We start from the raw sequence: 24,980 nt of genomic DNA on the forward strand, positions 1-24,980 counted from the left end.
ACTATTTTACTAAACCATTTTACTAGATACACTCTTTTTTTCATACTGCCGCCAAGGATACCATGAAAAAAAGACTGCAAAACCTTTTGAGGTTTTGCAGCCTTGGCCATACTCATCGTATTTGTACACGACGTTAATTACTCCGGATTACCCGGCCCAGGAACCGCTTGACCGGGCCATACGAGGTGTCGAGCGTCTCGTAGAAATTGACCATCACCGGATATCTGACGCTATCCATGTCTATTTTCTCGAAGTAGATATATTGCTCTCCGTCCGTCAGGCGCGGCTCATCGACGAGCGAGAACTGCTTCGTTCCGAGCATGCGGCCGCCGTGATCCGTCAGTTCCAGCCGGATCTGGGACAGGCTCGCCTCAGCCATAACCTGCCGGGCCCGATCGATAGAGAGCTTAAGCTTCAACGCGTACGTGGATTCCGATTGCGTCATCGGATTCATGTCCCGGATCCATTGGCCATCCCAATTATCAATCTTGATGCGGAACGGATACATGTCATAGATGAGATCGGAGGTGTTGTCCAGCGTCGTCGAGAAGCGGAACGTGTCCATGACGACAGGGTACCCCTTCTCTTCCCGGTTGTCGACGAGATGCAGGAGCAGATCCTTGCCCGTCTCGCCTTCCGGAAGAATAAACAGATGCGACTCGACGACGGCGGCGTTCGGGATGAGCGCCTTCGGTTCGGCCGCCGGCGTGCCGATTCGCTCCCCGCCATATCGCGTCCCGTCCGCGCCCTCAAGCTCCGCATGGAACGGCGGCGGGATGATGGACGAGCCGCTCTTGTTCTCCAGCTTGAACCGGAGCAGCAGCGCTGTGAAGCCGGCCTCCTTGTTCACCAGCATCGTGTCTTCCTCGATGGACAGGTTCAGCCCCTTCGGGAACAGATCCGAACCGGAGGAGAACTTCATCGGCGTCCGCAGCTTATAATCGATCGGCGGCACGGAGGCCTCCGCCTGCCTCGGCACGGCAATCTGAATTCGCCCGACCTGGTAAGTTACCGCCTGGGCCGGATCGGACGCATCGGGCAGCAGGAACGTCTCCGGCATCAGCACCCGCAGCATGGTAAGCTCCCGACTCGCTCCCGTCTCGATGGCGTAGCGGAGCTGAACCGCTTCGCCCGGCTTGAGGACGGGCGGAGCCGGCTGGCCGAGCCGCTTCCCGTCATAGATGGCGGTATCCGACCATGCGGTCAAGGTGAACTCGGGGAGCTTCTCGCTAATATTATTGCGGTTCTCTACCCGGAGCGTCACGATGTGCACCGTATCCAGCTTCTCTCGCGCCCGCTCCGTCGTCTGTTCCGGCTTGCCCGAGCTCTTCACGATGCTTACCGGGGTGAAGATGAGCATCGAGGTGCCGGCAGGACCATTCAATTGAAACGGCTGCCCCCACGGCTTCACCATCTCCGGGTCGGTCATCGGACTGTAATCGTTCTCCCATACGTCCCGGATAGGCATGCCGCCGAGGACGGTCACCTTCGCCGGATACACCTCCCGGTCCGTCTTCTTCCAGATGAACCGGACCGGAGCGGATTCCTCCGCCAGCGTCCGGCTCATCCAGCGCCACTCCACGGTCTGGCCCGGCATGAGGAAGCGCGGGCTGCCGGCGCTCGGCTCCATGGCGGCTTCCGCCCCGGACGCCATCCGGACGGCGAGTTCATAGTCGGGAATGCGGACCCGCTTGCCGGAACTATTTGTCAGCTGGAACACGGCGGCCACCTGGCGCCCGTTGTCCTGCTGGCCGTAGATGACCCGCTCCACCGCGATATCGATGCCTTGGGCGGACTTCATGAAGGCGGCCGCGTCGGTCTGGATCGAAGCGCGCGAGGGCGCTGCCTGGCCGCTTGTCTGCGCCTTCGCTTCCGCCGTACCGGACAGTCCCGGTACCGGCACCGCCCCCGTCAACGCCATGGCAAGCAGGCTGACCGCCCATGCCACGGCCGTGATTCGCTTCAAGCTCCGCTTCGTCTTCGGCTTCATTGGTTGTCCCCCTTCTCTGGCTGCTGCGGCTTGGCGGATGGCGGCTCCACCGTCACCGGATCGTTCTCCTTCAGGCGATGCTGCCCTGTCACGATGACGGTATCGCCTTCCTTGAGCCCGCCCGTCACGGCATAGAGCGTGCCCTGCAGCGGGCCAAGCTCGACATCCTGCCGGACCGCCTTGCCATCCTTATAGACAAAGACGAACGTCTTGCTCTCGTCACGGATGACCGCGCTGGCCGGAACGGCCGGCACAAGCCGTTCGGCCTCCGTCTCGAGCCGGATGCGGACCTTCATGCCAGGCTTCAGGGCCCCTTTGCCATTCGCGGCCCGCAGCTCCACATCATAGGTTCGAGTGCGCGTATCCATCACCTCGGACAGATAGACGAGCGAGCCCTTATAGGTCTGGGCAGGGCGGTCGGGTACATAAAAGGCAAGCGAATTCTTCCCTTCCACCAGCGGCAGCAGGTCTTCCGGAAGCTTGGCCCGGACGAGGACCGGATCAAGCTGCACGATCCGGCCGATCGTCCCCCCTTGGTTAAGCATCATGCCAGGCTGCGGAGTCCATTCGGTCAGGATGCCTTCTGACGGCGCGGCGATCCGGGCTTCATCGATAGCCATCCCCGCCTCCAGAAGCTCCAGCTTCGCCGTATCGAGCTGTTGGCGGGCGGTAGCCTTCGAATCGCTATTGTCCGCCGCCTCCAGCTTCATTTTCCACACGCCGAGATCGATCGCCGAATTTTTCAATTGCAGCTCGGCCTGATCGACAGAGGTCTTCTCTACCGTGCCTTCGTCATATCCGTTTTTGAGACGATTCAACTCCTTCGTCTGCTGCTCGATCTCCCGCTCCAGCTTCGCAATGCTCTGCTTCACCTCTTCTTTGCCTATCCGATCCTTCTCCTCCGTCTGCTCCATTAGACTCTCGGCGCTGCGGATGGCAAGCTCCGCCCGCTTCTTCTTCATGTGGGCGACGGAGTCATCCAGCCGGGCGATGACCTCTCCGCGCTTCACGCGATCGCCGCGCTTCTTCAGGACGGCGGTAACCTCGCCGCCCCCCTTCGCCGTTACGTCCATGGAGACGGAAGGCGCGATCTCGGCAATCAGCTCGGCCGGCATGCCGATCTTCTCGCGCTTCACGACGGCTGTCTTCACAAGCGGAGCCGCTTGCTTCGCATCCGCAGGCACCGCCCCATTCTCCGGCTGGCTTGCGCAGGCCGCCAGCAGCACGGCGCAGGCGGTGATGCCTGCCATCATGCCGAGCCACCGCATGCGCCGGCTCTTCTTACTCTGTCTCATTCGTTACATCCCCTTTCCTTCGCCTTGCTCCGGCACGGCGGCCGGCAAGGCGTCAATCTGCCTGCGCTTCCCCCGTCCGATCAGGTCGTACATGACAGGCACGACCAGGAGGGTCAGCAGCGTGGATACGGTCAGTCCGCCGATAACGACAACGGCGAGCCCTCTCGATATCAGCGTGCCATGCCCGAAGCCAAAAGCGAGCGGCAGCAGCGCCACGATGGTGGCTCCGGCCGTCATGATGATCGGCCGCAGGCGCGACACGCCCGCTTCCACCAGCGCCTCCCGCACCGCGAAGCCCGCCTTGCGGAGCTGCTGCGCCTTGTCGATAAAGACAATGGCATTGGTGACGACAATGCCGATCAGCATCATGAACCCGATAAGCGAGGTAATGTTCAGCGATTCGTTCGTCACGAACAAGCCGAACACACCGCCGATTGCGGCGAACGGGAGCGAGAACAGAATCGAGAACGGCGCGCTGGCATTGCCGAAGGTCAAGACCATAATGAGGTAGACGACGCCGATGGCAGCGCCCATCGCGACGAACAGCTGACCGAAGCTGTCCCCGATGTTCTCGCTGATGCCGCCCACGGAACGGCTCACGCCTTCCGGCAGCTCAATCCGATCCAGTTCAGCGGCGATATCGGCGCTGATGCCCCCCTTGTTTTTGCCGATAATTTTCGCCGTCACCGTCACGACCTGCTCTTCATTCAACCGCTTGATCGAGGCCGGAGCCGGCTCCCGGCTCACATCCGCGACGTCGGCGACGCGAATCGTGCCGCCGTTCCCCGTCTCCATCGGGATAGTGCCGACCGCCTCCAAATCCTGGCTGCCGTTCTCTCCCGTCTGGACGGTCAGCGCGCGCAGGCCTTCATCGAATCGGTATTCGCCCAGCTTCTGCTCGAACAGCCAGGTGCGAAGCGAATGCTGAACGGCAGCCGGGGATACCCCCGCCTGAAGCGCCTTCTGCGGGTCCACCCGGATCGTTACCTCGGAGGAAGCTTCGCTTATCGAGTCCTTGACCTCCGTCAGCTCCGGGTAGCGCAGCACGGCTTCCTTGATGATGGCCGCAGCCTGCCGCAGCTTGACGCTGTCGTCCCCCTTCAGCATGTAGGAGAAATCCTCGCCTCCTCCCGAGTTGCCCGACAAGGTGCGCGTGTCAATCTCGCCTCCCGCCGGGACAAGGGACAGAAGCGATTCCTTATAGTCCCGCTTCACCTGCTCGACGTCGGCGTCTTCATTCACTTCGGTATAGATCTGAGCCATATACGGAATCGCGTTCGGATCGCCCCCGTAGCCGACCAAGGCCTCGACGAAGGTGAACAAGGGACGGCCCGCCTTGTCCGATGCCGATCGGAGCTTCGCCTCCATATCCTTGACGACGGCATCCGTCGTCTTGAGCGATGTCTCGTAAGGCAGCTTCACCGTGAAATAAAACTGGCGCGGCGGATTCCCTTCCGGCATGAAGGTGAAGGACAACTGCGGTACGAGCGCGACCATCGTCACGACAAAGAGCAGCGCCGATGCCCCCAACGTCTTCCAGCGATGGCGCAGCGACCATTCCAGGATGCGCCGGTACCCCTCCGTGAAGGCGGACGGCCCCGGCTCCACATGGGCCTTGGCGTTGGCGCTGCGGAGCACCAGCAATTTGGCCAGCATCGGAATGACGGTCAGCGCGACGGCCAGCGAGGCCAGGATGGCGCAGGACAGCGTCACCGCGAACGGGCGGAACAATTGCCCGGCTGGCCCGCTAATCAGGCCAATCGGCGCGAAGACCCCTACCGTCGTCAGGGTGGACGACGTAATGGCATTCGCCACTTCCTTCGTCGCGAGCAGGATGACCGACTCCTCCTTGCGGGCCGCCCGCTCCAGCTTGCTGTAAATATTTTCGATAACGACGATGCTGTCGTCGACGACCCGGCCGATAGCGATGAACATGCCCCCCAGCGTCATGATGTTCAATGAAATATCGAGCCACTTCATCATCAGCAGCGCGATAAGGACGGACAACGGAATCGACACGAGCACAATCAGCGTCATCCGCATGTTGCGGAGGAACACCAGGATCATGAGCGATGCCAGCACGGCGCCGACCATGCCTTCGCGCAGCAGCCCGCCAATGGATTGCTTGACTTCATCCGCGTAGTTGTACACCTGCTTGAACGTAATCCCCGGCAATTCGGAGGTCCATCGCTCCATCAAGCGATCGGCCTGGTCCGTGAATTGGACGGCGTTCGCTCCCCCGGACTTATACAGCAATACCCCGATGGCAGGCCGATCGTCCATGCGGGCCGCGAACGCGGATTCCCGAATCTCCGCCACGCTTCCCAGACCGGCGACCGTCAACTGGCTCCCGTCCGGCGCCGCCAGCGGAATCGCCTCCAGCTGCGAGATGCTGCGGAGACCGTTGTCCATCCGGGCGAGCAGCGTATTGCCGTCCACTTCCACGGTGCCCGCCGGGCCGGCAGCCATCGCGCTCTGGACCGCCTCGGACACTTGCGCCGGCGTGAGACCGTTCATTCGCAGCAGCTCCGGGGACAGCCGGATCGCCACCTCCGTCTTGCGCTCCCCGATGACATCCATATGATCGAGCCCCGGCATCGCCTGGAAGCCGGGCCGGATTACATGCTCGAAATGATGCTCCAGCTCCGTCTGCTCCATTCCTTCCCCCGCCTGAATGGCAAGGTAGTAGGTGGGAATGGACGATACGCCGAATGTCGATACTTTGGGGCGTCCCGCCTCCGACGGCAGCTCCGTCTCCTGGAACAGGCCCTCCATCTCCGTCTTTTTCCGATCCGGGTCCGCTCCTTCCTCGAACGTCACGACGATCGTCGCCATCTGATCGCTTGATGTGGATTCGATCGTCTTCACGTTCTCCATCCCGTGAATTTTTTTCTCCAGCGGCTTGGTGACGTCTTCCATGACATCCTGCGGCGAAGCCGGATAGGGAACGGTGACCATGACGAGCGGCAATGAAATATCAGGCATATTGTCCACCTTGAGGCTGGTCGCGGCGTAGATCCCTCCCCCGAACAGCATGCAGCACAGGATGATGACGGCCGTCACCTGTTTCATCGAAAATTGAATGAGCGATTTCATCGTTGTATCTCTCTCCCCTCCTTTGTCAATCTCTGGACTACCGCAACGAACGAATTTAAGATAGCAACGAAATATGAACGGAGTATGAACGGAAAAGAAAAAGGGAGTGTCTCATAGGAATTGCAAAATGATTGAGGTGACGAGTCAATAGAGAATGTGGATGCGGGAAAAACAAAAACGCTCGCATAGAGACTGTACAGAGCGAAAAATGGCGGCGCGCAAAGCGGTGGAAGCTTGGAAGCTGGATGAACCAGTGAAATGCTGCGTGGATGCAGCAATTTCTGCTCTTTAAGCCTCTATTTGATGAAATTCCTGCAAAAGTCAGGCTGTTGGAAAACCCCTGTTTTTTGCGAAGGGGTGGAGATTGTCCATTTACCTAATCAAAACTTGGCACTCAAAGCGTTTTAAGTCGATTTTTTCTACTGAGAGACGAGATCCACCATATAAAAAATGTAGTGGAGAAAATTCCCACAGACTTCTCAACGGTCTGATTTTACGGGATCCAAGAGACCGCGTCGGATCCTGGAGGTATCATCGCCTCGTTGCCTTCAGGAGGCATCGTTGCCTCCCGCGGCTTGAACATGTGGAGGGAATTGCTGCTATTTTACAGTAATTTCGGCTCAATGAATCCACATCCCGAGGAATTGCTGCAAATCTACATCATTTTAGGCCCTTTTGCTTCAAGCCGAAGCGAAACGGGTGAAATTCCTGCAGTTTTGCAGGATTCCCATTCTGGTAAAGTCGTCCATATGGAATTGCTGTATTTACGCAGGATTTCGCTTACCGAATAGCCGTGTCTGGAGAAATCGTGCAGTTTTGCGGATTCCGCCTACCGGATAGACGTGTCTAGGGAAATGGTGCAGTTTTGCGGATTTCGCCTACCGGATAGACGTTCTAGGGAAATGGTGCAGCTTTCAGGCCGTTGGAAAACCCCTGTTTTTACGAAGGAGTGGAGATTATCCATTTTCCTACTCAAAACTCGGCACCCATAGCGTTTTAAATCGATTTTTTCTACGGAGAGACGAGAGCCACCACATAAAAAATGAAGTGCCACAAGATCCCTTGGACTTTCTCAACAGCCTGAAAAGTGCATTTTTTCCATCGGTTTTTGTCTTTTTATCTATTGGAAGTCGGAAATTGATGCCGTTTTGCAGGATTCCCTGTAACGGAGTACACGTGGTAAAGGAAAGGTGTAGTTTTGCAGTTTTTCGGGGAGTCGAGCTTAGCGAATCAGGGGGGCTGTCTCACTGTAGTTACTTACTACTTGTGGGACACCCCCTGTGGAACTACGAATTACGCCGGATCGGGAGCGTCACGCTCACGGTCGTCCCCTGGCCGGGTTCGCTGTCCAGCCGGATCGTCCCGTGATGCAGGGTCACGACCTTCTTCACGATGGCCAGGCCGAGGCCGCTGCCGCCCGCATTCCGCCTGCGGGCCTTGTCCGCCTTGAAAAATCGCTCGAACACGCGCGCCCGGTCCTCCTCCGCAATCCCAATGCCGTTGTCGGCAATGGTGACGAGGGCTTTGCCGTCCTGACGCGCAAGGCTGACGGTGATCATGCCGTTCTCCGGCGTGAACTTGATGGCATTGCCGATGAGATTCGTCCAGACGAGGCTCATCAGATCCTCATCGGCTTCGATCGATAAGTCATCAAGCTGTTCCTCCAAGCGCACTGCCTTGTCGGCCCTTTGCGGCTCGGCTGCGACGATGACCTGGCGGAGCTGCCCGTCCAGCCGGTAGATGCGCGGCGTGAACGGATGATGCTCCGAATCGAGCGAGGCCAGCTGCAGCAGATTGTCGCTGAGGCGCGACAAGCGTTCGCATTCCGTCATCATAATCTCCAGGTAGCGATCCTGATCCGCCTCGGGAATGACGCGATTGCAGAGTGCTTTGGAGAAACCGTAGATCGAAGTAAGCGGCGACTGAATCTCATGCGACACGCTGGAGACGAAATCTTGCCGCATCTGCTCCATCTGGCCGAGCTCCTGCGCCATGTGGTTGAAGCTGGCTGCGAGGACGCCAATCTCGTCCTTCCGCCGGAAGCTCAGCTTTGTGCTGAAATCCCCCTTCGCCATGCGCTTCGTCGCCTCAGTCATCTTCTTGATCGGCCGCACGACATAGCGGGCGGCGACAAGGAAGCAGAGGCTGCCGGCCGCCAGGACGACCCCAAGGGTGAACAGAATCAGCCGATTGATGAGATGATTGTCGCCATACGCCATTCGCAGGAACAAGGCGTGCCGCTCTCCCTCCTTCAGGAAGGAGATGCCGATGATGGGGCGATTCCCCTCCGGGTCCGTGCTGTGATACGGGCGTCCTGACAGCACATCATTCACGACCTGCGCCTCTATCGGCTGAAGCGTCTCTCCTGCGATCGCATGCTGCACGATTGCGTTACCCTGGCTGTCGACTACATGGACCTGCGTCCATTCGAATGATTTCAACGAGTCCACATAATCACGGAAGTCCGCTTCGGGCACCTGCTGATACAGCCGGACGATGTCATTGCCGAGATTGGTCAAATCTTCAAAGACAATCTCCTTCATCTCACTCTCGAAAAAAAAGCCGGAAGCGGCAAATGCGACGATAATGCCTGCGATTACGGCGAATAAAAACGTGAACACAACCCGGACATACAGCGTCCTCATCATGAGCAGACCTCCAGCCGGTACCCGAGACTGCGGGCGGTCTCGATGCGGAACTCATGCGAATGGCCGGCGAAGCGCTCGCGCAGACGCTTAATATGGACATCGACGGTCCGTTCCTCCCCTTCATAATCGATGCCCCAAATGTCGCGGATCAACTGCTCCCGGGTCAGAATCTGGCCCGGATGGCTCGCGAGCTTGAATAGCAGCTCGAACTCCTTGAGCGGCAGCGCCGTCCCCGTGGACTGGTCATCCGCATAGACCTTGTAGCCGTTCCGGTCCAGCTTCAAGCTGCCGAGGCGGATTATCTGTTCGTACACGATCTTGTAGCGGCGCAGCAGCGCCTTTACCCGCATCACCAGCTCCATCGGATCGAACGGCTTCGTTATATAATCGTCGGTGCCGAGACGGAAGCCCTTTACCTTTTGGCCGGACTCGCCCTTGGCGGTGACCATGAACAACGGAAGATCAGGGTACTGCGACCGCAGCTCGCTGCAGAGCTGCCACCCGTCCATAACGGGCATCATAATATCGAGGATCACCAGGTCGGCCGGATCCGCGTCCATCAGCCGGAGCGCCTGCTCCCCGTCTTCCGCCTCCAGCACCCGGAAACCTTCATTGCGCAAAAACAAACCTATCATCTCGCGAATATGCTCGTCATCATCAGCGACCAATATCGTTCTCATCGTCTGTCCGACACTCCATTCCCCACGTTCTCCCTTACATTTCTGTATCTTTATTCTAATTAGATGGCCCGATGCCTTCATGACACCGAATTTATTGTAATATAACTCACCTCCATATTCCATGATTTCCCTGACGGATGCGAGCCATCTTTCTTTTTCATCGGACATATCCTTCCTGTCCTGAATCATGAATAAGACGATCGACAACAGGCCGCTTCCGTTATCGAAAGCAGCCTGTCGATGCCAACCGCATGGTTCAGTCCTGCACCAAGCGGTCCGCGAAATAAATCTCCAGATTCGGATGGACGGCCCGAAGCAGCCTGCAGCGCGGCCGAACCGCGCCGAACATTTCCCCCCGCTGCGGGGCAGTCAATCCTTCAGCCGTCACATATAGCTTAATATCCATGATGGCGCCCTCGTCGTTCCGCTCATCCTGCGCTTCAATCTGCAGGGCGGACAACGCCCATCCCCGCTCCTCGGCATAGCGCTCCATCTCCGCTCCAACGCCGGATGCAAGCGCCATCAACCATAGTTCCTCAGACCTAACGCCCACCTCTTGCTCGTCCTCCTGCACAATCGCAATGCATTGGGAACGAACGTTCCCAACCTGGCGATGCGGCTCCATTCGTTTGACTGTAACTTGCAAATTCAATGCCTCCTTTTCAATACGCCCTTACCTGGCGGCAAGACTTACCCTGTCGAGCCTTCCTGCCGGATTCTCCTCATGCCGCCCGGAAATTATTTCCTTTAATTCGATGTCCCTTTCATTTCCATAGCAACTTCCGATAACATGGCAGCAAGCGCTGATCCACTCCAAAATGGCTCTGCACAGCGAAATTAGGCGTCTATCCGGAAAGGTTACATTTTTGTAATAATGATTCCCGTAGACTATTGTAATCATTTTGTAACCTATGTTAGGCTAGTTTTGTCGATTTTTTAGTAATCCATTTACAGTTTTAACAATGAAGGAGGAGATGCCGTGAAGACCGCCATCCGATCTGCTCTTGTGGCTGGCGCCGTATTCGGATGCATGCTGTTGGCAGACAGCGCATGGACTCATGCGACTGCTCAAGCCGCCGCAGCTACGAAGCAGATTACGATCCAAGTGAACGGTGAAGATTTACTATTTACGAATGATATTATTCCCATTATAGATGAGGCGCAGAACATGCATGTTCCTCTGCGCACCGTAGCCGAGCAATTGGGCTATGAACTGAACTGGCAGGCCGATAACAAAGGCGTGCAGACCATTGAAATGTCGAATGGCACGAATACGATTCAACTGAAGTCCAACAGCTCCAAGGCCGAGGTGAACGGCAATACGGTAAGTATGGGCAGCGCCCCGATATCCTATAAGGACAGTACATACGTGCCTTTCCGCTTCCTGTTGGAGCAGCTTCAATTGAGCTTTACATGGGATGCGGAACAGATGAAGAACATCCCCCGCATCAATCGGAGCCGTGGAGAGGTACAAACCGCCTCGGCCCGTCTATCGGAGGATAAGGCCGCCGGGATCTTGAACACGGCCCGCAGCTATCTGGGCGTTCCTTATGTATGGGGCGGAACGTCTCCTAACGGCTTCGACTGCTCCGGCTATGTGAGCTACGTCTTCCGCAAGCATGGGATCGAGCTTCCGCGCACGTCCCGCGCCATGTACAGCTCCTTGGGCTCGAAAGTGACCAGTCTGAAGCCTGGTGATCTCGTCTTTTTCGCCGGCAACGGCAAGACGATTTCGCATGTCGGCATTTACATCGGTGACAACAAGTATATCAACGCTTCTTCCGGCTCCGCCGGGCGCGTTACGATATCCAGCTTGTCCTCCAGCTGGTCCAGCCGCACCTACGTCGGCGCCAAGCGGGTGCTCTAATTCAATAACCAGACCTTATTCCCTTCCCCTGAAAACACCTGCCCTGCGATGATGCATCCGGGCGGGTGTTTTTTTGCTGTCATCCTCTTCGTCGAATCCCGCGTGATTCCATCGGTTACGGCAAATGACGCGGTGAACGGATAGACTAAGCCCGGATGTGATTTCCGTCATTGACAAATCTGCCTCGATTTGAAGCAAACCTTCAGAATCGGGCGTTAGGGCGAGCAGGAAGGGCAATCTGTTCTGTAAACGGTATCAATATGACGGTATAGCCGAATTGTTCCCTTTTTCATAATCTGCTACGCTCGGATTGGAAAATAAAGCGCTTATAAATTGAAGGAGGAACGCAATGAAACTATCCATTGGAGGCTTCTCATTCAACACGATGCGCGTGGAAGGCAAGATGGATATCTTCAGTTATATCCGCACGGTGCATGAACGCTTTGGGCTTCACGCCATTGATTTCTGGAATGCTTTCTTTGCTGATACATCCCGGCCGGTCTGGAAGGTGGCGGATGACGATCATCTGCGCCGCATTCGCCAGGCTCTCGACGAACGGGAGATGACGCTGGTCAACATCGCCGTCGATTCGGCGCATCTCTGGGATCCGGACCCGGAGATTCGCGAGGCGCTGCATCAGAATGCGCTCGCCCATCTTCGTGCGGCCGAGATTCTGGGCGCGCAGTCGGTCCGGATCGATGCGGTGCTGCATGGCGGAGATGAGGTAAGCGACGAGGCCCTGGAATATATCGCCGGCCGCTACCGTTCGTACGCAGACCGGGCCGCTGAGGGCGGCTATTGGGTCGGCCCGGAGAATCATACGGGATTCGCCCTGCGGCCAGAGTCGCTCGCGCGCATCTCCGAAGCCGTCGATCACCCCCATTACGGCATCCTGCTTCATCTGGGACGCTGGCAGGCGAAGAACAAGCCGATCGTGAACGCCAAGCTGATGGCGGATAAGAATGAGCCCTTCGTCTGGGAGGGAGATATCGAGGTTGCGCGCTGGGTTCGCCATACGCATGTCGACTGGCGGACGCTCCAGGCCCCGAATGCGGCGATGCGGCTGTCGAATCTGATGAAGGCCGGGTACGGCGGCTACTGGGCTGTCGAGTACAATGCGCCTGGCGATCAGCTGGCGTCCATCGAAGAGGCGCTGGCGCGTCTTCGCACACTCCTGCAAGAGACCGGGCAGCCCAGCCAGCCGGAAGCATAACGCCGGGGAGGGCGCGGACGCTTCGCACCCGAACGGCAGCACGCCAATTCGTTCCGCATGAATTCAGGAAACGCCAGGAGGCAGATTCGATGGAACAAAGACGTATCGCGATCATTGGAGCAGGCCAGATTGGGAAGCATCACCTGAACGAATATAAGCGAGTGGGCGGCGCCGATATCGTCGCCATTTGCGATATTAATGAAGCGGAGGCGCGCCGGGTCGCGGAGGCGAACCAGGTCCCCCATGTGTACACCGATTTCCGCAAGCTGCTGAAGCGCGATGACATCGAAGCGGTGGATGTGTGCCTGCACAACAACTTCCACGCCCCGGTCTCTATTGCGGCCATGGAAGCAGGCAAGCATGTCTATTGCGAGAAGCCGATTGCCGGCTCCTACCGGGATGGCGCAGCGATGCTTGAGGCGGCGCGGGCCACAGGCAAGATGCTGCATATCCAGTTGTCCACCCTGTACACCAAGGAGACGAAGGCCGCCAAAATCCTTATCGACGGAGGCAAGCTCGGCAAGCTGTATCATGCGCGCTCGACCGGGTTCCGGCGCCGTGGCCGCCCGTTCGTCGACGGATACGGCACGACGGCGTTCACGCAGAAAGCTACCGCCTCGGGGGGCGCTCTCTACGATATGGGAGTATACCACATCTCCCAGATACTCTATCTGCTCGGTCTGCCGGCGGTGACCCGCATTAGCGGCCAGACCTATCAGGAGATGGATATGCTGCCGGACCGGAGAGAGATCAGCAAGTTCGATGTGGAGGAGCTGGGCGTTGGCTTGATCAAGTTCGAGGGAGGCATTACGCTCGATATTATCGAAGCCTGGGCGATCCATCTTGGCGGCTTCGAAGGCAGCAGCATCGTCGGCTCCGAAGGCGGCATCCGCATGCCGGCCCGCATGGGGGACCATATTCAACCGTTCACGTACCACAGCACGGCGCTCGACCTGGACCTCGACACGGTGATCGACCTCAATGCGATGGACAGACGCCGCCATCGGCTGAACCCCAACGAGTGGGCGTATGATTCCTCGCAGGGCCACTGGGTTGCCGCGCTGGCCGGGATCGTTCCGCTGCTCCCGACGGACGAATTGGCGGTGAGCACGATGCTTATCAGCGAGGGCATCTATATGTCCAGCGCGCTCGGCCGGGAAGTGACCGCGGAGGAGGTCGCAGCCTTGTCCGTATCGAGCGCAATCCGGTTGTAGAGAGAGGAGCGGCTGTCTGATGCCGCAGTATACGGCAGGAACAGGCAGAGCGGCTTTGCCAGCCAGCGCCTGTTCCTGTTTTTGTTCGCTTGTTCCCCCCATATCGTATATGATGGAGTAGTAAGCTTCATCATGAATGGAACGGGAGAGGTGACTAGACGATGCCGACATCATTTAACGCCATGAACCATGCTCCGCTGGAGACCGCCGCTATCCTCCGGTCCAAGGCAGACGACCGGCTCTGCTTCCTGCTTGCCGATGAGGGAGAATGGAGGCCGGGCCCCCTTACCCTATACTCCAGCCCGCGCCCCGAATATGATCCCGAGCAGTCCACCTTCGCAGCGACGATCGTACCGGGACAGGAGACTTCATTCCCTGACCCGACCCCTGGGCGCAGAAGCTACTATCATCTATGTCAAAATGGACAATATCTGCTGACGACTGCCGAGCGCGTGCTTCCGTTCGCGGGCGTCTCCAATTTTCGCGATCTCGGCGGATACCGGACGGCAGAAGGACGGTATGTCCAGTGGGGCAAGCTGTACCGCTCTCCGGAATTATCGGATCTGACTCCGGATGATCTCCACTATCTGGATTCGCTGCACCTGCTCCAGATCTGCGACCTGCGTGACAGCGACGAGGTGGCGGCGATGCCGTCGCCGCCGCTTGCGCCCGCGGTCCATTCCCATATCCCGCTCGTCGAGATGCTGGGCAAGGATGTCATACGCCAGCCCGGGGATGTGGCGGGCGAGGGCGGCCCGCCGGCAGGCGAACCGGGGCAGCTGCTCGTCGACATGAACCGCTCGCTCGTCCACTCGACGGCGGGAATACGCAGCATCTTCGATCATCTGCTCGCCGAGAACGGCGCTCCGTTGCTGTTCCACTGTACGGCAGGCAAGGACCGGACCGGTCTGGTGGCCGCGCTGCTGCTCCTGACGCTGGGGGTTCCGAAGGACACGGTTATGACCGACTATTTGCTGACGAACCGCTATCTCAACACTAGGCTGCTGCGTTCGAAGACGGCTGCCAAGCTGGGCAAGGGAAAGCTCAGCAATGAAGCGCTCGACGCCGTCTGGGAGGCAAGGTCGCAATATTTGGAAGCCGCCTTCGCGGAGATCGAGCGTGAATCCGGCGATGTCAGCCGCTTCGTAACCGAATCGCTCGGCTTGTCCGCGGACGAGATTGCCGCCCTGAAGGATAAGCTGCTGACCGCACAGCCGTAATCTTACAGGCCGGCTAACGCACATCGGCGTGCATCTCTTCCCCCAGGAGACGCAGCGCCGATTTTCCAACCACTTTTTATTTTTTTGTAATGTAACCCCTTTCAATTTTATACAAATGTAATGCTTCATTACTTATAATTCAAGTCAAGATAAACACATTGGCTTCTCTTTATAATGCCACACATCCCATTCTAGACGGGAGGGAGACAATGAAAAAGGCTCGCTCCTTTAAAAAGGAACTCATTTATTCTTTTTTAATCATTACCTTTTTTTCAACTGTTCTTCTGGGAAGCTTTCAAATTCACCAATTAATTTCATTGATTAAAGAAAATAAAAAAAGCCAGGCCCAAACGGCGCAATATCTTTCAGATTATATTAGCAGCTACATTGTCGAGCATAAAAAGGCAATCCAGACGCAAGCGATAAATTTAAAGGAGCTTTTTGCCAAAGGGGATGTTCAACGTATTCACGAGCATCTCAAACATATCAAAACGATTTACCCTGGCTTTGTCAATTTCTATGTAGGCGATCAAAATGGCCAATCCATCGTTTTCTATCCCACAGTCAATACCGATGGGACAAAACGAGAAGATCTTAATTTTAGTGATCGTTCTTATTATACAGAATTGCTTAGCAAGAAAAGCACCGTCATCTCCCCGGTGTTTCAAGGCCGAGGCGGAACCGATAATTTATTAGTCACCATTGCGTCCCCCATTATGGATGATGCCGGAGAGATGACAGGTTATGTGCTTGGGGCTTTAGATCTGGATGCGTTAAGAAGGCATATTCAGAATTGGAGCATGAGCGAAGAAGACTATGCTGTCGTCATTGATCATGAAAAAAACGTCATCGTCCATCCTGATGTTGATACGAGGAGGGAACTTGTTAACCTGTCGCAATCCCGGATTGTTCATCATATTGATGAACAGCATACAGTCGAAGGAAGCGGCTTTTTCAGTCTGGAAGACCCGCCCGAGGATGTCTATATTACGTATGAAAAAATTAAACCTCTTGATTGGATCGTATGGGTCGGAAAATCGACGGATGTACTCACAAATATGTATAGAAATTCGATTTTGACCATCATCATCATTCTGTTTCTTACCACCATCACCATGGTTGGCGCAAGTCTTCTCTTGACCAATCGGTTGGAAAAAACGATTCGACAGTTGCTTAACTATATTAAAGAATATACGGTCGGTTTTAAACAAAATCATATCAGAACAAAGAAAATCCAAGGTCCAAAAGAACTGGAAGAGCTGTTTTTTTATTTCAATCATATGATTGATGAAGTTGAGAAAAACAGAAAGGAATTAATGGAGTTAAATAAAGAGCTGGAAGGAAGAGTACAAGAAAGAACCGCTATTTTAAAAAATAAAAATTCAGAGCTTAAAGCGGTCAACAAATTAATCACTTCCGTGTCTTCCAATATGGATTTGGCTCAATTTATTCAACACTGTTTGCAAGAAATTAAACCGTTTACGGACTATTCGATTCATGTTCTCTTCCATGATCTTGCCGTGACGAATGAGAAGATTCATACGAAGCAAAATGTACTTGAATATCTCAACAAAAATATTGCAGGAGAGCTTCAGTATATCAAAATGATTCAACTCGAAGAAAAACATACCGGGTTTCTCGTCGTTGATCTTGCCTCTCAACAATACATTACGGGCAGCGAACAAGAGTTTCTGGATACGTTCTCCAATTCTATGGGAGTCATGCTGCAGAATAAGTTCCTATTTGAACAAATCCGCAATAAGAATGCGGTGTGGCTCGCTGTTCTGGAAAGTATGTCTGAGGGCTTAATGCTCGTAAATAATCAAAAAGAAGTCGAATATGTGAATGAATTTTTCCTGAATGTAGTTGCTAACGGAGAAGAGCATAAGGTACAAAATCTAAATGATGTTTACAAAAGATTTCTCGCCTTATTCGATGTCGACAAGGAAGAATTGTCCGCCTTCTTCACGGATGAAAATGCAGAACTAAAAATGAAGCATAAGCAAAAATCAAAGTACTATAGGCTCCATAAATTTTTGGTCACGTTAGATGATGATACGATTGGTGAAGGCCTATTGCTGCGTGATATAACGAAGGATGAGGAAATCGACGCATTAAAAAATAATTTAATCTCGTTAACTTCACATGAATTCAAAACCCCGATCACGAATATTAAAGGAAGTATTGAAACCTTGCTCCGGCAAGAAGTAGAATGGGGACCGGAATTCCAGCAAGAGCTTCTGGAGGGGGTCCACGAAGATATTGACAGAATTCTGTGTTTGGTAAACGATTGGATGGATATTTCGAAAATTGAATCCGGAACCATGTACGTGGAAATGAATAAGATCCGTCCCGATCAAGTAATTGCAAAATCGATGGAGCAGATTCCGTTGCCGCTTCGGCGAGATACAGCATTCCATTTCCATAATCAACTGGGGAATGACTTTGTTTTATATGCGGATAAGCTCCGTGTTCAACAGGTTCTTGTGAATTTATTTACAAATGCGCTTCGTTATAACGATGCCGCATTGAAAAAAATTGATGTCTCGTTAAATATAGAGCAGGATTATATTACAATCTCGGTGTCCGATAATGGGATTGGAATCGCTGAAGATCAACTTGATAAAATTTTTAATCACTTTTACCAAGTAGATGCCACAGCGGCCAGACGAACGGGGGGAACAGGCTTGGGACTTGCGATATGCGTTGGCATTATGGAAGCCCATGGAGGGAAAATCGAAGTAACAAGCAAGCCGGGAACAGGAAGTACCTTTACACTCTATTTTCCTATCAAGAAAGGGGAAGAATAGGATGAAAAAGCAAAAGATTTGCATTGTTGATGATGAACCCAAAATTCTGCGCTTTGTGTCTGCAAACCTCAAATCAATCGGATATGAAGTAACAACAGCGGGCTCAGGCGAAGAGCTGTTTGCCAATTTTGATCTTGTATCGCCTGATTTAATTTTGCTTGATATTATGATGCCGGGACAAGACGGTTTCCAGGTACTAGAAAAAATACGCAAATTCTCTAATGTTCCTGTCATTATGCTAACGGCAAGAGGCAATGCCCAAGATAAAGTGCAAGGATTGAATTTTGGCGCGGATGACTATTTAACAAAGCCATTTTCATTGGATGAACTATTTGCCAGAGTGAACGCCGTGTTGAGAAGAAGCCAATTTAATGGCGCCAAAGCCTATATGGTGAATACGCCAATCATTCGAACCGGAGAACTCGTCATCGACCTGGGCAGCAGAAGATGCTGGATTCATAAGGAAGAGCTTAACCTTACGCACACGGAATATTCCGTAATGGAAATATTATCGCTCCATTTAGATAAAGTCGTACAGCATGAGACCTTATTATCCGAGGTATGGGGAGCGCAATATCGGGATGAGGTGGAATATTTACGTGTTAGTATTGCAAGAATCCGGCGCAAATTAAAAAATCTCTTAAACCATAAAGAAGAATATATTGTTACTTACTCCGGCATTGGATATATGCTGAAAAGCATTCCGATTTCGGAATAAAATTTTCCTGTATTGCAAATTTTGCAATACAGGATTTTTTTGTTATGGAGCTTATTTTCCTCTCCTCATGTTTATTTTTTCTTTCTCATTTTTAATGTTTATGCAATGAAAGCACTTACATTTTTATTCGACTGTTATGCCGCTTATCTTATAGTTTTATTGAACGGTCACCGAGATAGTACAAATCTACAATCAGGAGGAAATCAAGATGGACAATCATGATGCCGCAGCAAAGGGCCTAATTCCCTACTGGGTCAAAATTACAATTGTTTTCTTTTTAGGCTGGATTGCCATTTACGCCACCCGCTCCGTGCTCAATCCGGTCATGGACAATATCCAAGCGGAATTTGGCTTATCGGCTTCTCAATTAGGTTTAATCAGCAGTATTTTCTTCATTGGTTACGCAGGACTCAACGTGCCGTCCGGAATATTAGGCGATAAAATCGGCAAGAAAAAAGTGCTTGTTCCCGGTGTGATTCTATTCGGGATCTTCGCGGCCGTAACCGGTATGATGCCCACATTTGCACTTTTCATGGTAACATGGCTCTTTGTCGGCATATTTCAAGGTTTTTACTACGGACCTCAGTACGGACTATCCTCAGAAGCGATTCCCAAAAAACATATTACCGTAGGCAGCGCAATTATTAATAGCGGGATGGCATTCGGGCTTTCCCTTGGCTACTTCATTTCCAGCTACACGGTCGGTACGTTAGGGATGAGTTGGAGAGCCCCCTTCTATATTATTGCCGTTCCTGTTGTTCTGATCGGTATCGCGATGTGGATCGTGATTAAAGACAAACCAAAAGCTAAAGGACAAGGAACAGATGGAAAAGCTCCTCAAAAGCTTAAAGTCAAAGAACTATTTAGCAAAAACCTGATTTTTGCGTACATTACGATTTTTTGTGCGATATATGCCTTCTTCGTCGTCGTCACCTGGATCCCGTATTATTTACAGCATGCCCGCGGCATTGAAGGTACCGAAGTCGCCGTTGTCTCTTCACTCGTTCCATGGGCCGCCATTCCCGGTTCCCTCTTGTTTAGCTGGATTGCGGATAAAATGGGGACGCGCCGTCCCGTATTGTTAGTCATGCTTCCCCTTTCCATTATCGCGATTATTTCCATTGTTGCCTTCGATAATATGTGGGTTTTATATATGGCATTGATCGGTTACGGGATTTTCGGAAAAATCAGTACAAACCCTGTTCTTGTTGCCGTTGTTGCAGATAATGCACCTAAGCATGCATTAAGCACCGCATTTGGTCTCTACAATTTCATCGGTATGTGCGGCTCCATTTTGGCACCTTATATTACCGGCTTCCTTACCGACGTAACCGGCTCGCTGAATGCCGGATTCTATTTCGCCGGTTTCCTTCTCGTCATCGGCACCGTGTCCGTACTCTTTATCAAGGAAGATAAAAAACGGAATCTGGAAGCTCTCTCGAATTAAGAGAGCCGTAATCTTCGTGTGAAGCCGTATCATCTCGAAGAGACAAAAAAACTGACCACTGCAATAGAAAAAAACTAGATACAAATTAAGGAATGACCTGAATAGAGGTGTTCGTAAAAATGACGGACAACCTCTTTTTTTATCTCCGTTAGGTTGTAAATTTCTAAGAGTCATCTCCCTATATAGTGAGCAGGGAAAAATTCATCGCGATGGAAATAAATTTCTCGGTTCACAATGAAATCAATGAGGAGGAATGTAACAATGGATGCCAGAGAATATGTACAAGAAGTTGAATTGAATCTGCGGACGATTTCAGATCTCCAGGAAGCGCAGCAGATTATCCTTGATAATGTCGAGAGACGTCTTGATGTGTCAGATTGGGCAGGGTATTTGGGTAATGCTGCCACAGTAGTAGGGCTCATCACTGCCTTCTCCAAGCATTCCGTATGGGGATTGGCGACAGGTCTGGTAGGTTTGTTCACATCGTTGCTGCCAAATGAAAAAGAGCGCCTTAGGGTACATCTTCAAAATGGAATCAACTATCTGGGTACACTCCAACGTTATCTGATTCAAAATCAAGAATATGATGCGCTTAAAGCGAAACTTCCGTTTTTAGAGTATCGCAATGTTGATGGGACTACTCGATTTGTTATGGGAGAAGGCTACATCACCGGGGTTCGTTATCGTGGAGGCGGCTGGAATACTGACCATTAGTTCCTGAAAAAACAAGGGATAGCTTGACGCTAACCCTTGTTTTCTTTATCTTGCAACTTTTTCTGGATAGTTTGCTCAAGAAACTTTAATGTATCGAGTACGGATTCATCTGAAATGGTGTAAAATTTCTCGGGTTCATAAGATTTGCTTATTGCAATCGTTCCATTTTTTGAAATTCTGAGAGACCTAATGATCTTGGTTACTCCATTTATTTCGCCGTCAATAAAAATCTGGTACATTGTATCCCATGATTTGGAAGAATGGATACCCCTTACTTGTATTTCAGAAAGAGATGTTATGAATAATTTTATTTCCTGTTCGTCTTTTAAAAAAACAAATCCCGATTCATTTTTCGTATCGTCTTCGGTTTTCCTTATTGAAATCGATTTGATTTCTTTTTCTTTCAAATGTTCTTGAAGTACATCCTGGAATGAAAAGGATTTCGCATTCAGAACATAATCATAAAAGTAGGGATAACCGTATATCCCTAGATTAATAAGGGCAATGACAAGCACAATCGCAGAAAGAACGGGGCGATGTTTTTTTTCCACTCTATCCCTCCTGTTTAATGGCAAATGTACATTACATATACTTTACCAGAAAATCTAAATTAAAGAACCACAAAATCGGATTGTCAGGAAGGGGTGGAAGCACATATATGAAAAATCCCGGATTTAGAGAAATAGTCCGGCCGCGAGCTGTGATCAGAAGGAAGCCCGTGCAAAAATCCAACCTTTGAGAAGCACGAACTCAGGGCGGGGCCTTTGTATAGAGGCGAGTCTCCAAGACAAGACAAAGCCCCATATAGCCTAGGAATACAGCAGTAAATGGGGCGGGGTACGAGACTGTATCTCCTGTAGAGATGCAGCCCGGATTCAGTTAGGCATCAGCTTATGCGAAAGATGGAGAGAGGGACACGAGCCCATTTTCACGAACGTACATCGGCCATTCAACCAACTTTTCGCCTTGGAGGCTATCTGACATTTTTCCATACATTGATTGCAAACGCCAGGACCCCCAGCACGGAAATGATTCCCCCGCCGATCAGCAAGGCCGTCGCGGCGTCCACGCCATTGGCCGCCATGGCCAGGCCGGCCAGAAAAATCGGCAAACCGATATTGTGAAGCCAAAAATGTACCGTCCCGAGCGTGCTGTCGCCGGCTTGCGGGAAGCGCGCATAAATCAATCCGCTGATCGCCAGCGACACCCAGCCCAGCAGATTCAGGTGCGCATGCAGCGACGTATATTGGAACTGATTGGTCGCTCCGGCGATCAATCCGGCCAATACCCCCGCCACAAAGTAAAATGCCGCTACCTTAATGAAGCGGACACCGACCGTCATCCTATTCCCCCCATCCTGCATCAAATTGGTTATACATATGAACGGCGGGACTTGGTTATGACGAGCGTCGGACCAATCCTGCAAGAGTGCAGGATTTTTGCCGGTTTTCGCTCGTTGAAAGGGGAATTGCTGCATTCATACATCAATTTCGTCCGTTCCAGCTTCCAATAGGGATAATATGAGGAAAATGATGCCGTTTTGCAGGAATGGTCCGGAATGGCCCCCTCAAGGAAAGCAAAGCTGCATATTTGCAGGATTTATTGCTGTTAACCATCAACCTTATTAACTAATAATGAGATTAAATACCAGATAACGGAGCTACAACCTGCTCTATCCACCACCCGCTGCAAGGAGCGCTTCACCCCAACGGCAAAAACCGGGTCCCTCAGGAACCCGGTTCAAGCAACGGCTGCAACCAGCAGTACGTTGCACAGTGCAGCCGCTTCGCGCTATTCATGTCTGGTCCAGCATAACGATGCTCGCGGCAAAATTAGCCTAACGTCAGTACTTCATACCGGGAGGCCAGCTGGACGAACTCGCCCATGCTTGAGATCTCCCCCGCCTCCAGTTCGTCCGCGATGCCGTAATGATCTACGCATGTCTTGCAGGCGAGCACCGGCACGCCCGCCTTGGCCAGATCGGCCAGCTGCAGCGAGGCCATGGACTTGGAGGTCAGCGCCAGCACCCCCCGATTCATGCAAAATATCGCGGCCGGAAGCTCTTCCTGCTGCTTCAGCAGCGTCAGGAAGGTCTCCAGCACAGACGGGCCCAGCCCGTTCTCTTCGGCGCCGATACGATCCGACGTCAATAGAATGACTTTGTTTTTCATGAGAGCCACCCTTTCCTCAGCATGTATCCTTCGACTCTTAGATGGGCACCGCCAGCGCTCCCGCCATTTCGCTTCCGCAGCGAGTTGCGCGGTTCCGGGGCACTGCCTCAGCAGTTCCCAACCCTGACTTGGCAGTACAGAGTCACTGTATCAGCAGCCCGAATCTCCCCAGCGGCTCGAGCCACTGCCTCAGCAGTTCCAATGACTCTTAGGCGGCTCATCCCGTTCGAAATTACTTCTTCGGTAGCTCGAACGAGCTCTTCAACGAGACGATAAGATTGAATACGAGACGTCCATCCTTCGTATATTTCGGATCCGCATTGAAATAGCCGTGGCGGAAAAATTGATATTTGTCATGGCCCGCGACATCCTTCATATTCGGCTCCACGAAGCCCTGCTCCACGACCAGCGAAGCCGGATTGATCCGATCGAGGAACGTCGTGTCGCCTTCATCCTCCGTCTCATCCAGAATGAGCGGCTCATACAGCCGGAATTCCGCCGGAACCGCTTGGGAAGCCTCGACCCAGTGAATCGTTCCCTTCACCTTGCGGCCGGTGAAGCCGCTGCCGCTCTTCGTCTCCGGATCATACGTGCAGCGCACCTCGACGACTTGGCCGTCGCTGTCCTTGATCACCTCGTTGCACTTGATGAAGTACGCGTGCTTCAAGCGGACTTCATTGCCCGGGAAGAGGCGGAAATATTTGCTTGGCGGATTCTCCATGAAGTCGTCCTGCTCAATGTAAATTTCGCGCGAGAACGGAATTTGGCGGATCCCCATCTCCGGATTTTCCGGATTCACTTCCGCGTCCAGCCATTCGATCTGGCCTTCCGGATAGTTCGTAATAACGACCTTCAGCGGCTTGAGCACGCCCATCGTGCGCGGCGCCTTCAGCTTCAAGTCTTCGCGGATGAAATGATCGAGATACTTGGAATCGACCATGCTGTTCCCCTTCGTCACGCCGATCTCCCGGCAGAACGTCCGAATCGATTCCGGCGTGAAGCCGCGGCGGCGCAAGCCGGAAATGGTCGGCATCCGCGGATCGTCCCAACCGTCCACGATCCCCTCGTCCACGAGCAGCTTCAGCTTCCGCTTGCTCATGACCGTATTCGTCATATTGAGGCGCGCGAATTCGTATTGATGCGGCGTAGCCTCCATCTCGCATTCCTGCACGACCCAGTCATACAGCGGACGCTGATCCTCGAACTCCAGCGTGCAGATGGAATGGGTAATGCCTTCAATCGCATCCTCCAGCGGATGGGCGAACGCGTACATCGGGTAAATGCACCATTGGTCGCCGGTGTTATGATGCGTCGCATGCGCGATACGGTAAATGACCGGATCGCGGAGATTGATATTCGGGGAGGCCATGTCGATCTTGGCGCGCAGCACCTTCTCCCCATTTTGGAACTCGCCGTTCTTCATCCGTTCGAATAAGTCCAGATTCTCCTCGATCGAGCGATCGCGGTACGGGCTGTTCTTCCCCGGCTCGGTCAGCGTGCCCCGCATCTCCCGCATCTCGTCGGCGCTCAGATCGCAGACGAAGGCTTTGCCCTTTTTGATCAGCAGCACGGCACGCTCATACATCTCGTTAAAATAATCGGAGGCGAAATAAAGCCCGTCCCAGTCGAAGCCAAGCCAGCGGACATCCTCCTTGATCGATTCGACGAATTCCGTATCCTCCTTGAGCGGATTCGTGTCATCGAAGCGGAGATGCGCCCGGCCCTTGAACTCCTTGGCCAGCTCGAAATTCAGGCAAATCGACTTCGCATGCCCGATATGCAAATATCCGTTCGGCTCGGGCGGGAACCGGGTTACAATCTTCTTCACCCGGCCTTCTTCCAGATCATTCACAATAATATTGCGAATAAAATTCGATGTAGTATTGGGGTTCTCCAC

The 24,980-nt window shown here is 53.2% G+C and carries 19 protein-coding genes; 9 read left to right on the forward strand and 10 right to left on the reverse strand.

Annotated features, from left to right (window positions below; all coding sequences use genetic code 11):
* Nucleotides 1-133 precede the first annotated feature (133 nt).
* Genes NNL35_RS00910 through NNL35_RS00920 form a run of 3 tightly spaced genes read right to left on the reverse strand, consistent with a single transcriptional unit; the run spans nt 134 to nt 6,381 of the window.
* Nucleotides 134-1,990, reverse strand: coding sequence for a hypothetical protein (locus NNL35_RS00910; protein WP_006679046.1), 1,857 nt, complete (start codon nt 1,988-1,990; stop codon nt 134-136).
* Complete coding sequence (locus NNL35_RS00915) at nt 1,987-3,285, reverse strand: efflux RND transporter periplasmic adaptor subunit (RefSeq protein ID WP_100226438.1); 1,299 nt, start codon at nt 3,283-3,285, stop codon at nt 1,987-1,989. The genes NNL35_RS00910 and NNL35_RS00915 overlap by 4 nt, the downstream gene beginning before the upstream one ends.
* A 3-nt stretch (nt 3,286-3,288) precedes the next feature.
* Nucleotides 3,289-6,381, reverse strand: a complete 3,093-nt coding sequence (locus NNL35_RS00920; RefSeq protein ID WP_420832844.1) for an efflux RND transporter permease subunit — start codon at nt 6,379-6,381, stop codon at nt 3,289-3,291.
* 623 nt (nt 6,382-7,004) lie between these two features.
* Between NNL35_RS00920 and NNL35_RS00925 the strand changes: the two genes are divergently transcribed.
* Complete coding sequence (locus tag NNL35_RS00925; RefSeq protein WP_254552842.1) at nt 7,005-7,172, forward strand: hypothetical protein; 168 nt, start codon at nt 7,005-7,007, stop codon at nt 7,170-7,172.
* A gap of 495 nt (nt 7,173-7,667) precedes the next feature.
* On the opposite strand, the gene NNL35_RS00930 is transcribed toward NNL35_RS00925, so the two are convergent.
* The 3 genes from NNL35_RS00930 to NNL35_RS00940 form a co-directional block, all read right to left on the reverse strand.
* Nucleotides 7,668-9,029: a sensor histidine kinase gene (locus tag NNL35_RS00930; RefSeq protein WP_040731334.1), complete on the reverse strand. Its 1,362-nt coding sequence runs from the start codon at nt 9,027-9,029 to the stop codon at nt 7,668-7,670.
* Nucleotides 9,026-9,709: a response regulator transcription factor gene (locus NNL35_RS00935; protein WP_040731386.1), complete on the reverse strand. Its 684-nt coding sequence runs from the start codon at nt 9,707-9,709 to the stop codon at nt 9,026-9,028. Before NNL35_RS00935 ends, NNL35_RS00930 begins: the two co-directional genes overlap by 4 nt.
* Before the next feature lie 256 nt (nt 9,710-9,965).
* Nucleotides 9,966-10,355, reverse strand: coding sequence for an OsmC family protein (locus NNL35_RS00940; protein ID WP_006677103.1), 390 nt, complete (start codon nt 10,353-10,355; stop codon nt 9,966-9,968).
* 333 nt (nt 10,356-10,688) lie between these two features.
* Here NNL35_RS00940 and NNL35_RS00945 point away from each other — a divergent pair, with 333 nt between their 5' ends.
* From NNL35_RS00945 to NNL35_RS00980, 8 genes are all read left to right on the forward strand, one after another.
* Nucleotides 10,689-11,576, forward strand: coding sequence for a C40 family peptidase (locus NNL35_RS00945; RefSeq protein WP_006677102.1), 888 nt, complete (start codon nt 10,689-10,691; stop codon nt 11,574-11,576).
* 349 nt (nt 11,577-11,925) lie between these two features.
* Nucleotides 11,926-12,789 (forward strand): sugar phosphate isomerase/epimerase family protein, encoded by an 864-nt coding sequence (locus NNL35_RS00950; RefSeq protein WP_006677101.1) that lies wholly within the window; start codon nt 11,926-11,928, stop codon nt 12,787-12,789.
* Nucleotides 12,790-12,878: 89 nt separating this feature from the next.
* Nucleotides 12,879-14,003 carry a Gfo/Idh/MocA family protein gene (locus NNL35_RS00955; RefSeq protein WP_006677100.1) on the forward strand — a complete coding sequence of 375 codons (1,125 nt, stop codon included), beginning with the start codon at nt 12,879-12,881 and terminating at the stop codon, nt 14,001-14,003.
* 161 nt (nt 14,004-14,164) lie between these two features.
* Nucleotides 14,165-15,223, forward strand: coding sequence for a tyrosine-protein phosphatase (locus tag NNL35_RS00960; protein ID WP_006677099.1), 1,059 nt, complete (start codon nt 14,165-14,167; stop codon nt 15,221-15,223).
* A 209-nt stretch (nt 15,224-15,432) separates the two neighbouring features.
* On the forward strand, nt 15,433-18,033 hold the full coding sequence (locus NNL35_RS00965; RefSeq protein ID WP_006677098.1) for a sensor histidine kinase: 2,601 nt from the start codon (nt 15,433-15,435) through the stop codon (nt 18,031-18,033).
* 1 nt (nt 18,034) lies between these two features.
* A complete protein-coding gene (locus tag NNL35_RS00970; RefSeq protein WP_006677097.1) occupies nt 18,035-18,751 on the forward strand; it encodes a response regulator transcription factor in 717 nt (238 codons plus the stop codon).
* Between the two features lie 208 nt (nt 18,752-18,959).
* Nucleotides 18,960-20,198, forward strand: a complete 1,239-nt coding sequence (locus NNL35_RS00975; RefSeq protein WP_006677096.1) for an MFS transporter — start codon at nt 18,960-18,962, stop codon at nt 20,196-20,198.
* A gap of 261 nt (nt 20,199-20,459) precedes the next feature.
* Nucleotides 20,460-20,912, forward strand: a complete 453-nt coding sequence (locus NNL35_RS00980) for a hypothetical protein (protein WP_006677095.1) — start codon at nt 20,460-20,462, stop codon at nt 20,910-20,912.
* 29 nt (nt 20,913-20,941) lie between these two features.
* Here NNL35_RS00980 and NNL35_RS00985 read toward each other — a convergent pair whose 3' ends face one another.
* The 4 genes from NNL35_RS00985 to NNL35_RS01000 all read right to left on the reverse strand — a co-directional run bounded on the left by NNL35_RS00985 (nt 20,942) and on the right by NNL35_RS01000 (nt 24,980).
* Complete coding sequence (locus NNL35_RS00985; protein ID WP_006677094.1) at nt 20,942-21,463, reverse strand: hypothetical protein; 522 nt, start codon at nt 21,461-21,463, stop codon at nt 20,942-20,944.
* Nucleotides 21,464-21,885: 422 nt separating this feature from the next.
* Nucleotides 21,886-22,254, reverse strand: a complete 369-nt coding sequence (locus NNL35_RS00990; RefSeq protein ID WP_006677093.1) for a hypothetical protein — start codon at nt 22,252-22,254, stop codon at nt 21,886-21,888.
* Between the two features lie 490 nt (nt 22,255-22,744).
* Entirely contained in the window at nt 22,745-23,083 is a 339-nt protein-coding gene (locus tag NNL35_RS00995; protein ID WP_006677092.1) for a DsrE family protein, read from the reverse strand.
* Between the two features lie 232 nt (nt 23,084-23,315).
* On the reverse strand, nt 23,316-24,980 hold the full coding sequence (locus NNL35_RS01000) for a glutamine--tRNA ligase/YqeY domain fusion protein (protein ID WP_006677091.1): 1,665 nt from the start codon (nt 24,978-24,980) through the stop codon (nt 23,316-23,318).

Source organism: Paenibacillus dendritiformis, from assembly GCF_945605565.1.
In the GTDB taxonomy this organism is placed as follows: domain Bacteria; phylum Bacillota; class Bacilli; order Paenibacillales; family Paenibacillaceae; genus Paenibacillus_B; species Paenibacillus_B dendritiformis_A.